We start from the raw sequence: 10,986 nt of genomic DNA, 5'->3' as shown, positions 1-10,986 counted from the left end.
AGCCCCTCCTTCAAGAAATCCACATCACCATCTTCTAATCCGATCTTGCGAATGAGCTCCAAAAGTGCGATCTTGTCTGTAGAAGCCATCGATGTGCCTCCCTCTACTATTTGCTGGACACTTTTAGTAGATTGCACTCGATGGCTTTTTCGTCAAGATCTAGCCGTGGAATTTACACCACTACCTGAGACTCTAACCAAGGGGACGCTATGCATCTTTGAATAACCACCTTGGAGAATATGACCCCAATGAACTATGCAAAACTGAATAGTTATACGATTATGTATACACGATTCCGAGTAGTTCTTACTTGCATGTTCGCTATCCTACGTGCATCCACGTGAGGACTCAGTCGTCCTCGACGTACCTTCTAGGAACGCGAGGTGAAATAGAGCATAAAAGTTCATACGGAATCGTCTGCGCCAAATCTGCAAGTTCAGGAAGTGTCTGCTCGTCGTATATCGTGACGACTTCGCCAGCCTCAACGCCATCGACTTGACTCACATTGATCATCGTCTGATCCATACAAATCGTTCCTACAATCGGGCACTTGACTCCTCGCACGACTGCATAACCTCGATTGGATAAAGACCGATGATACCCGTCTGCATATCCGACAGGCAACGTAGCCACTTTCATCGTTTGCTTAGTGATAAAGGTCCTGCCATAACTGACGGAAGTTCCAGGAGGCACAACTTTACAATAGGCGATTCGGGTGTACATCGTTAGGGCCTGTCGTAAAGTTATCCGATCCCGGTTGACCTCTGACGAAGGATACACGCCATACAAACTTATACCGAGTCGCACCATGTTTAGGTAACTGTCCGGGAACTGAAGAATCGCTGCAGAATTTGCTGCATGAAGAATCAATGATTCGGCGTTGTTGAGACCCAACGTATTTCGGAGAGCACAAAATCGTTCATTCGCCTGTTGCAACTGCTGCATCGTGTACGTTTTGTCTGCTGAATCCGCCTGTGCGAAATGTGTGAAAGCACCATCAATATAGATACTAGGATGGGCGGATATCGCTTCCACTTCCATCGCCAGTTCATCGGCGGTACGTACACCCAGTCGACCCATACCTGTGTCTAGTTTGAGATGAACATGTAAGTCAATCGCTTGCCCACGTGGAAACTTTGCGACCAGTTCCTGCGCGTGCTGTAATCCAACGACAGTCAACACAATCCCCTGCCGAGCGGCGACGATTGCGTATTCCCCGGACACATACCCCAACACAAGTATGGGCCGTTCGATACCAGCCCCTCGCAGCGCAATAGCTTCGTCCAAGGTGGCGACGCCAAGGTAATTTGCCCCCGCCTCTATAGCAGCCTTTGCGACTGGGGACGCACCATGTCCATATGCATTCGCCTTGACGACCGCCATGATGAGCGTATCGAGCCCCACACACGCACGTACGGCACGAACATTATGCCGGATGGCATCAAGATTCACCTCTGCCCAGGTGTCGCGATAATGCTGTTCCTTCGTAAAATGGATCATAGTGCAATCCCCTTCCTCATCGCTTCATCAAGAAATCATCGATGTGAGGTCAGCAAATGGCATCGAAAGTGCTGCCGCAACAGAGGGATGCGTGATGTAACCCGCGACCGTGTTAACACCAGGACGAAGTGCCGCATTGTCCTGTGCAGCTTTCATCCAACCCTCCCTCGCAATCTGCAGCGCATATGGCAATGTTGCGTTCGTCAGTGCCAATGTGGATGACCGTGCCACAGCACCGGGTATATTCGCTACGGCATAGTGAATCACGCCATACTTCGTGTAAACCGGGTCTTCATGGGTTGTGATTTTATCAATGGTCTCGACCGATCCCCCTTGGTCAATAGCGACATCGACAATCACAGCCCTCTCCTTCATCGCCTGTACCATCGCCGTCGTCACCAATTTCGGTGCTTTCGCACCCGGAATTAGAACAGAGCTGATTAACAGATCAGCAGTTTGAACGGACGTAGCAATCTCGTCTTCGGTGGAGATAACGGTTTCTACGCGGCCATCGAATAAATCATCCAGGTACGCTAGGCGGTCGGCGCTCTTATCTAGAATCGTCACATGCGCCCCCATACCCACTGCAATTTTCGCTGCATTAGTACCAACGGTCCCGCCGCCAATGATGACGACATTCGCGGCACGCACGCCGGGGACGCCACCAAGCAACACACCTGATCCACCATAGTAATTCGTCAAGAACTGCGCGCCAATTTGCGGCGCCATGCGCCCAGCAATTTCACTCATTGGCGCCAACAGGGGCAAACTGCCATTTGCCGCTTGAACGGTCTCATAGCCAATCCCTACGGTTCCCTTCTCCACGAGTTGGCGCGCTAACTCCGGTTCCGCAGCAAGGTGCAGATAGGTAAACAAGATTAAATCCTTTCGGAAAAAGCGATACTCTGTCGGCTGTGGTTCCTTGACCTTCATCACCATATTTGCTTCCATCCAGGCCGCTTCGTGCGAAACTAAAGTTGCACCAGCTTGTGCATATTCCTCATCGCGAAATCCACAACCATAACCTGCACCCTGTTCAACCAACACGCGATGCCCCTGCTGCACGAGGAGTTTTGCACCCCCAGGCGTCAGTGAAACACGGTTTTCATTATTTTTAATTTCTTTCGGTACACCAATAATCATGGTATCCCCTCCCAATTCGGCAGTCTCAGCCCAATATCCGCAATGCATTGTAGTAGGCGACCTGCGCGATTTCCTGTTCAGAAAATCCACGTACAATCAACCTGTTTAAAAGCCCCGGCACATCTTCCACGCGCCACAATCCCTCAGTCCGTTCCGGAAACCCGTAGATATTCGGCAAGTAGTCCATGAAATCAAAGCCAAAAGCAACGTGCTCGATGCCAATTAGATTTGCAATGTAGATAAGGTGATCAATAAATCTATCCATGTCCGCCTTATCCTCATCAACAAATTTTGCGTACGAGTTCAGTCCAACAATTCCATCTCTACGGCCGATTTCTCGCAAATGACGGTCTGCAAGATTACGGGGATGGTCGCAAAGCGCACGGGCGTTCGAATGCGAAGCGATAACAATACCCGGCGCAGCATCGAGTACCTCCTCTGTCGAAAGATCGTCCAGATGGGACACATCAATCAGGATTTTGCTTTCCGCTAGACGTTCCACGACGTTTCGCCCAAACGTCGTTAATCCCGTGCGCCCGGTGGGATTGAAAAAAGTTCCAGGTCCACTCGCGATGGCATTCTGTTCGCCCCAGACCAAAATGGCGTGACGCAATCCTGCTTGGCGTAAGATACCCATCGATAATGCAAACTGTTCTTTCAGAGCCTCTTCTTCGTCCCTATACTGTGTCCCCTGAAGCCACCACTGTTCGACAAATGTCATCCCCTCGACACCTAAAACAACAGCAACCTTACCAGCCGCTACCACATTTTGAAGCGACTTTTGGTCTTTCACGATTTCCACGCAATCGCAACATTCATGAAAATCGGCCAGCAGCGCACCAAGCAGTTCAATCAGTCGATATGCGCTCCGTTGCCGATGCTCAGGTTCTACCCAGAGTACAAACACGACAGCTTTCACACCGCTCGCCCGCAAACGCGGATAATGGTGTGTTCGGAAAACGTTATGCTCACCCTGGGCCCTTCTACGTGCAATATCCGTGGGAATATCCGAGTGCAAATCGAAAACAGGCGTCATTTGATCACGCACACACCGCCCACCTTTCTATTGGCTCATTATAGAAGTGCACAACACATATATCAATATACTTAAATTATTGCAAACTAATTTTATTATAAAGAAATTTAAACGACTTGTCCGTTGACACAGATCGCCTGATAAATATAATGAATCATATATTCAGAAATTATAGTATATTGAATCGAAACACCTACATGAATTGCTTACATCGTCATGACACGAATGAAGGAGGGAATTGCGTGCATTCCGAAAAACACAATCAAGGAGAGTTCAAGCAAGTATTAAGTATGAAACAAGTTGTTGCAATTGCTATCGCAGCCATTTCCCCAACAACCTCGGTTTTCCTGGTATATGGAGAAGGACTGTCATCAGCGGGGACTGGCGTCTTTTGGGCATTTGTCATCGGTGCCTGTATTGCCATCTCGATGGCGTTCTGCTACGCAGAATTGGGTTCGGTTTTCCCCGGGGCCGGCGGTGCATATACAATTGTTCGCTGCGCATTAGGTAAACCATTTGGCTTTATTGCAGCACTCCTATTTCTCGTACTTGGTGTCGTGGTGACTGCAAGTATTCTCGTATCCTCGGCGACATATTTGAACTCACTCGTTCCACAAATTCCAGTCAACTGGGCCGCAGTTGTCATGATGGGCATTGTCACCTGGTTTTCCCTCGAACGCATTGGTGCAGCCAGTTGGGTCGCAATGGCGATGCTCATCATCGAACTGGCCGTCATTTTTGCGTTCATTGTAATTACATTCATTGGAGCACGCCACTCCGTCTCGTTTATCTTTCATCCAACCACAGTGAATGCACAGGGCCATCTAATCAATACAGGCATGGCCGGATTACTTGCAGCAGTCGTTCCCGCGCTCTTCGCATTCAATGGTTACGACTGGCCGCTTTACTTTGCTGAGGAAACGCATGAGCCTAAACGCGTGCTACCTCGTGCAGTCATGGTCGCCGTAATTGCCTCGGTCGTCACCGAATTATTAGGTGTCATCTCATCTACGCTCGCCATGCCTAGCCTCTCCGAGGCCATGAAATCAAGTGCCCCGTTAACTTATATTGCACAATCCAGTGCTGGTCATATTGGTGCTACCATCTTAATTATCGGTGTTGTCATTGCGATGTTTGACACCGGCCTAAGTGGCAATCTTGCTTATGCCCGAATTTATTTAGACACAGCTAGGCAAGACAATTGGCCGAGGCCTATCAATCGCTTTTTTGGCAGTATGAATCGCCACAATGTCCCAAAGTGGGGATTCGTTTTTCTTGGCATCGGCAACGCCATTTTGTGTTACTTCACTTCATTAAACAACTTGATTACGTTCACTGGTGTGATTATCGTCGTCATTTACTTACTCATCGCCACTTCGGCCTTGATTCATCGCTATAAAAACCGCTCAGCTGATCGGCCGTTTCGCATGCCACTCTGGCCAATTCCGCCTGTTATCGCCATTGTCGGTGTGATTCTCGCACTCACCCAACAAGGGCTGGGTGACTTACTCAAAACAGCTATCATCATCGCCATCGCCGTCATTTACTGGTTTGCGTACCTGCGGTGGAAGAAAGATGGCGTAGCATCCACTACTGACAAAACCGCCACGACGGTTCGTCACTAATCGTTTCATGATCCTAACCCCCATATCCTCCCTGAGAAATGAGTACATCGGCAATGAGCGTTGTACTCATTTTTCTCTCCCCCCAACCTGTTAAATATTTGCTATACTTTTATCACACACTATTTTGCCGTCTAAATTGAAAGGAATCGAGCGCTCCATGGAGTTTGACTACATAAAACTGCGAGACGTCAGACAGAAAAAAGGACTCACTATCAAGGATTTAGCAGAAGCATGTGGCGTTAGTCAAAGCCTCATCAGCCAGGTTGAACGTGGAAAGGTCACGCCAACACTCACAGTTTTTTGGAGAATATGCCAAAAGCTCGACATCCCTATGCATTATTTTTTCGAGAACCAGAAAGATGAAAGCATGGTTGTGCGCAAAGAACAGCGAAAAATCATCCAAATTTCTAATTCCAACGTTCGGTATCAGTTGTTGAGCCCAAACCTACAAGGTCAGATAGAATTTCTAATCGTTGAGATTGAGCCCGGTACGATTCATGATCCGGAAGGAATGGTCAGTCACGCAGGCGAAGAATGTGGTTTAGTTCTTGAAGGTGAACTGGACATACGACTTGGAAATCAGGAAATTCATCTCAGTGAAGGGGACAGCATCTGTTTCCCCTCTTCAACTCCTCATCGCTTTCGTAACCCTGGCCAAAAAACCTGCAGATCTGTGTGGGCGATGACGCCACCCAGTTTTTAAACCTAGGAATAGAAAGAGCCGACATCAAAATGGCTACCGTCCATTTTGACATCGACTCCTGAGTACATATGCTGTTATCAATCCGTCACAAACCTGCTTCGGCTTCTCCCGCAAACCCATTCGGGTTCTTTAATTGCCAGTTCCAAGCATCGGCACACATCTGCACGAGATTATACTTCGCCCGCCAGCCTAACTCGCGCTGCGCCTTGGACACATCCGCATAACTCACCGGTGCATCACCCGGGCGACGCGGGCCAATGCGCCACCGAATCTTGACCCCAGACGCCGCCTCGAAGGCGTGAACCACTTCAAGCACGCTGCTTCCAACACCCGTACCGAGATTGTAAATTTCAAAGCCAGGCTTGTCCACGAGGCTCTCCAGGGCTTTAACATGGCCTTCGGCGAGATCCATCACGTGGATATAGTCGCGAATGCACGTTCCATCTGGCGTTGGGTAATCATTGCCATGAATCGTCAACTCTGGCAATCGGCCAATCGCCACCTGCGTGACGTACGGGAGCAAGTTGCTCGGAACCCCGTTCGGGTCTTCGCCAATCAGCCCACTTCCATGCGCCCCAACTGGATTGAAATAGCGTAGTGCCGCCACACACCAGGCGCTGTCTGCCTCACAGAGATCTCGTAATACCTGCTCTAGCATCACTTTGGTCTGCCCATATGGATTAATGGCCGCAACGGGCATGTCCTCCGTAAAAGGAACATCATCACTCGTTCCATACACAGTTGCCGACGAGCTAAATACCATTTTGGTGACGCCAAATTTCTGCATCACCTCACACAAAATGACCGTCCCCGTAAAATTGTTGTGATAATATTTCAGCGGCTGTAAAACGGACTCCCCAACAGCCTTATACCCCGCAAAGTGGACGACGGCATCTAGCTTTTCCCGGGCAAATACGTCCTCGACTTCAGATTGATTCAACAAATCGACATTGTATATTGCAAAGTCCTTGCCACAAATCTCCGCAACACGGCGAAGAGCCTCCGGTTTACTATTCGCAAAGCTATCCAACACGACGATATCGTGTCCAGCGTCCAACAACGCAACACAGGTATGACTGCCAATATACCCAGCTCCACCCGTGATTAAAACTTTCATCGACGTCGCCTCGTTTCCTTCATGCGCAATTTGATACGCTATACACTTTATAACATAGGAGACGCACGCGTGGGGAATTTTGGGCCATTGGCCAATCATGGTATGTGGCAAAAAAAGAATCGTACTAAAAAATCGTACTAATGAAAATTTATAGGCTATCGAACCGCTCGTTCTGCTATAATGGAAAAAATACGTACTTGTTTTATCCCCTAGTATAACAAACGCTTACATTCACGCCATCGCGGGTTTTATGTATTTGGAACGGAGGGGCTATCATTTGAAGTTGCGTTGCGCCGTATTAGACGACTACCAACAAGTCGCAGCATCCATAACCGACTGGACACCTGTCACGGACAAAGTGGATATCACCACGTTCCACCATCACATCGACAACGAGGATGCACTAGTCGACACCATTCAAGATTTTGATATTGTGGTAGCGATGCGTGAACGCACACCGTTCTCAGCATCTATCTTCCGCCGCCTACCAAAACTCCAGTTGCTTGTAACCACTGGAATGCGCAATGCGGCCATCGACATCGCTGGCGCAAGCGCCCACAACGTGACGGTATGCGGAACAGAGGGGAGTTCCTTTGCCACAGGCGAGCTAACGTGGGCGCTTATCCTTGGACTTGCCAGACATATCGTGGAAGAAAATCAGACACTGCGCAGTGGCGGACGCTGGCAGAGCACAGTGGGCACAGATCTCCACGGCCGCACGCTCGGCGTCTTAGGTCTTGGCCGCATCGGAAGCCAAGTGGCACGCATCGGGCTGGCCTTTGGGATGCGCGTCGGCGCGTGGAGTCAAAACTTAACCGCCGAACGGGCAAAAGAAGTAGGTGTCGAGCTTATGCCGTCGAAAGAGGCATTACTGGAATCCAGCGATTTTGTTTCCATCCACCTCGTACTCAGCGACAGAACTAGAGGACTCATTGGACAGCGGGAGCTCTCGCTGATGAAACCGTCCGCTTACCTAATCAACACGTCCCGCGCCCCAATTGTTGACCAAAGTGCACTCATTGAATCACTGGAACATGGACGTATTGCTGGCGCGGGACTGGATGTATTCGAAGTAGAGCCACTGCCGCCCGACCACCGCTTACGCACATTGCCCAACATCCTAGCCACGCCCCACATCGGATATGTGAGCGAAGATACCTATCGCGCATGGTTTCGCCAGGTAGTCGAAGACATCGCAGCCTTCTTAGCTGGCTCACCTGTGCGGCGATTGAACTGAGATGGGGTGTGTTGTGCCGCTCGCGCATCGTGTTCACCACTTTCAGAAAACGGGGCAAAGAGGGATAATCCTAACTTTGCCCCACCCATCGTTTACTCAATATAGAAGATGTCCAGCGTCTTGACTGAACGCGCCTCTTGATCTCGAATGGCTTGAAGCCCATATTCCAAGTCACGTTTCTTAAGCGCTTCCAATTGTCTTGAATGCTCTTCATACGATAGCTTCATATTGCTCCCTTGCCCTATATTCAAAAAACTCAAGGGTTGAGATGATCTCCGAAGAGATTGATGCATTTCTGTAATAAATTGATTGTTGGCAATCGATAAAATATACGCGTGAAATTGCTCATTCAGCGCATAATAGCGAACCACATCATCGTTCTCCATGGCTTCACGTTGCTTCTCCAGTAAGTCCTCAAGAAACGCTATATTCTCTGGTGTAACATTATCTATTGCCTTTTTCATCGCTATCTCTTCCAAACGGAATGTCGCATCATACAACTGATGTATCTCTTGCTTTGAGAATTTTTTTACGACGAACCCCCGGTGTGGTTGGCGCTCTACTAACCTGTCCTTTTCAAGCATCAGCAAAGCTTCTCGGACAGGTGCCCGGCTCGTTTTAAATTCCTCAGCAATCGCCACTTCAACAAGGTGTTGATTAGGATGCAACATCCCCTTAGATATTCTGAGTGCCAATTCGTTAGCAATCTGAGAGGCAACTGTTGTCTTTTGCTCCAATAGCCTATCTCCCTCGAATGTTTTAGCCGTCAACTTACATTAACTGTATGCAGTAGGAAAATTCTAATCATCTATCATCAAGACCGATGGGAAGAGCTTTACCAAACGATGATAAATGTCCCCTTCCCAGTCTTCCCACTTTTCAATAGATTGTCTAGAACTTAATGTTACCCCCACAAATATTCCATGGCAATGACAGATGAGCAGACTTGTACAGGACACCGAAAAGAATCATACACGTAGGCTAACTATCTCTCTTTCATCAATGTAGCCCAAATCACACAAACAACCCGCAGCACGCGGTGCTGCGGGTTGTAAGTAAGGGGTTACATAAGCAAGGTATTCTTTTGTTATTTTACCCAATTTTAACCGCAATTCCCTCTAACCCCGGTCGAGCTACCGGAAACTGCTCCATCACCAATGGGTCATGTCCTGGAATCATAACACTTGACTCATCTTGTAGGCTACGAACCACTTCAAACGCCTGATACATCTCCGCCAAGTTATGAACAATAGAAAATGGGCGGTTTTCATCAATATTTCGATAAAAATGCGTCGCGTCAGACGCTAAGATCACACTACCTTGTTCTGTAGTGACCTTAACTACTTGCAAACCAGCAGAATGCCCCCCTGTTCGATACACGGTAATGCCAGGAAGAATTTCTTCTACACCATCAACAAAATGTAGGCGGCCTCTAAAGTTTTCGCGCACAAGATGAACGACGTCTTCCTCTTCCACGAGTCCTCTAAAAAATGGTTTTGATGCATATTTACCAGTCCAAAACCCCATCTCTGACTCTTGCACAAAAAATCTAGCATTCGGAAATTTATGCGCGTTACCCACGTGATCGTAATGCATATGCGTAATGACTACATAAGGGACTTCGTTCGGATCAATATCTAAGCATTTCAACGTATCAATTGGACAGCGAAAATAGTTTCGATTTCTGCGCTCACCCACTTCACGTGTAAATCCAACATCAATCACGACCACGTGCTCATTCGAAACGGCGACCCAGATATAATAACTCAGTGGCATTGGATTATCTTCATGTATATCATGATGTCCAAAGAAATTTTCGCTGCTTCTTGCCGCCCGTGTGGCATACTGTATAGCGTATACTTGATATTTCACAATGTAACCTCCTCACCGAGAATGCCTATCTTATTTTTTCTAAATTATTTAAGATGCAAAATTTGATCCAGTACGGGGTGAATATACTCTAAGAACAATGCTGGGTTTTCTGACATTGGAAAATGGCCAATATTCGCCATCTCAATAAATAATCCTCCCAGCGCTTTCGCAGCTTTCCTACCGCTATCAGGCGTACACGAGTAATCGTATTCTCCTGTCAACACCCATAATGGACATTTAGCTCTCCCCAATCGCCCTGCCACATTCGGCCAGTCCACGCTATAAAAGTAGGTATCACCTTGATAAACACCCGGTCCGCCCTGTGCATACTGCCATAAGGTCAAACGCTTCATGTCTTCCGGACTGTGTGGAGCCATTAAACCACTGACCCACGATTGCAAGAAGTGCCCTGCATGAACTTTGGGGTGGTTCGTCCACGGTACGTAGCGACCGCTTGTGTCAAATCCGCCCTCTAACGAAATTGCGGCACTAAATTCCTCGCCATATTCCGCAGCCAGATACAAAGTGATGGCGCCAGCCATTGAACTCCCCATGATGACAGGACGTTCAATTCCAAGAAGCTGAATAAAGTGGCGTACCCACTTCACATAAAGATCTGTGGTCAGTCGATAGTGGTGATTCCACCATTGCCCAAGATCAAGTCCAAAATGCTGTGTAAAATCCCCTCTTCGGAATGTGTCGCATCATGCTCACAATCTAGTCAACGGCTGATGGGCGTCACTTTCTTGTTGG

Annotated in this window: 10 protein-coding genes; 3 read left to right on the top strand and 7 right to left on the bottom strand. The window is 48.3% G+C overall.

All coding sequences use genetic code 11. The annotated features are described in order from the left end of the window. Positions 1-348 precede the first annotated feature (348 nt). From alr to J3482_RS18545, 3 genes are read right to left on the bottom strand one after another with little or no spacing between them, the layout of a single operon-like run. On the bottom strand, positions 349-1,500 hold the full coding sequence (alr, locus tag J3482_RS18555) for an alanine racemase (RefSeq protein WP_146823659.1): 1,152 nt from the start codon (positions 1,498-1,500) through the stop codon (positions 349-351). Positions 1,501-1,527: 27 nt separating this feature from the next. After that, the gene (ald, locus tag J3482_RS18550; protein WP_146823660.1) at positions 1,528-2,643 is read right to left on the bottom strand and encodes an alanine dehydrogenase; all 1,116 of its coding nucleotides are present in this window, start codon (positions 2,641-2,643) and stop codon (positions 1,528-1,530) included. A gap of 25 nt (positions 2,644-2,668) precedes the next feature. Further along, on the bottom strand, positions 2,669-3,691 hold the full coding sequence (locus tag J3482_RS18545) for a dipeptidase (RefSeq protein ID WP_206919775.1): 1,023 nt from the start codon (positions 3,689-3,691) through the stop codon (positions 2,669-2,671). A gap of 230 nt (positions 3,692-3,921) precedes the next feature. Here J3482_RS18545 and J3482_RS18540 point away from each other — a divergent pair, with 230 nt between their 5' ends. Both J3482_RS18540 and J3482_RS18535 read left to right on the top strand, forming a co-directional pair. Continuing rightward, positions 3,922-5,304 carry an APC family permease gene (locus J3482_RS18540; protein ID WP_328702756.1) on the top strand — a complete coding sequence of 461 codons (1,383 nt, stop codon included), beginning with the start codon at positions 3,922-3,924 and terminating at the stop codon, positions 5,302-5,304. A 157-nt stretch (positions 5,305-5,461) separates the two neighbouring features. Then, on the top strand, positions 5,462-6,007 hold the full coding sequence (locus J3482_RS18535) for a helix-turn-helix domain-containing protein (protein WP_146823662.1): 546 nt from the start codon (positions 5,462-5,464) through the stop codon (positions 6,005-6,007). Positions 6,008-6,092: 85 nt separating this feature from the next. Here J3482_RS18535 and galE read toward each other — a convergent pair whose 3' ends face one another. Continuing rightward, positions 6,093-7,124, bottom strand: coding sequence for a UDP-glucose 4-epimerase GalE (gene galE, locus J3482_RS18530; RefSeq protein ID WP_146823664.1), 1,032 nt, complete (start codon positions 7,122-7,124; stop codon positions 6,093-6,095). A gap of 277 nt (positions 7,125-7,401) precedes the next feature. Between galE and J3482_RS18525 the strand changes: the two genes are divergently transcribed. After that, positions 7,402-8,361, top strand: a complete 960-nt coding sequence (locus J3482_RS18525) for a D-2-hydroxyacid dehydrogenase family protein (RefSeq protein WP_146823666.1) — start codon at positions 7,402-7,404, stop codon at positions 8,359-8,361. Positions 8,362-8,453: 92 nt separating this feature from the next. On the opposite strand, the gene J3482_RS18520 is transcribed toward J3482_RS18525, so the two are convergent. From J3482_RS18520 to J3482_RS18510, 3 genes are all read right to left on the bottom strand, one after another. Further along, entirely contained in the window at positions 8,454-9,098 is a 645-nt protein-coding gene (locus tag J3482_RS18520) for a GntR family transcriptional regulator (protein ID WP_146823668.1), read from the bottom strand. A 355-nt stretch (positions 9,099-9,453) separates the two neighbouring features. Continuing rightward, the gene (locus J3482_RS18515; protein ID WP_206919778.1) at positions 9,454-10,233 is read right to left on the bottom strand and encodes an N-acyl homoserine lactonase family protein; all 780 of its coding nucleotides are present in this window, start codon (positions 10,231-10,233) and stop codon (positions 9,454-9,456) included. Positions 10,234-10,277: 44 nt separating this feature from the next. Beyond that, positions 10,278-10,859 (bottom strand): alpha/beta fold hydrolase, encoded by a 582-nt coding sequence (locus J3482_RS18510; protein ID WP_236018380.1) that lies wholly within the window; start codon positions 10,857-10,859, stop codon positions 10,278-10,280. Between the last annotated feature and the right edge of the window lie 127 nt (positions 10,860-10,986).

Origin of the sequence: Alicyclobacillus suci (assembly GCF_017329615.1) — a bacterium.
GTDB lineage: Bacteria > Bacillota > Bacilli > Alicyclobacillales > Alicyclobacillaceae > Alicyclobacillus > Alicyclobacillus suci.
Note: the sequence above shows the minus strand (reverse complement) of the source record. Positions and strands in the feature narration are given on the sequence as shown.

Bases quoted from the DNA above. Each gene is read 5' to 3' on its own strand.
- ald (WP_146823660.1), bottom strand. From the start codon at position 2,643: ATGATTATTGGTGTACCGAAAGAAATTAAAAATAATGAAAACCGTGTT.
- J3482_RS18535 (WP_146823662.1), top strand. From the start codon at position 5,462: ATGGAGTTTGACTACATAAAACTGCGAGACGTCAGACAGAAAAAAGGA.
- alr (WP_146823659.1), bottom strand. From the start codon at position 1,500: ATGATCCATTTTACGAAGGAACAGCATTATCGCGACACCTGGGCAGAG.
- galE (WP_146823664.1), bottom strand. From the start codon at position 7,124: ATGAAAGTTTTAATCACGGGTGGAGCTGGGTATATTGGCAGTCATACC.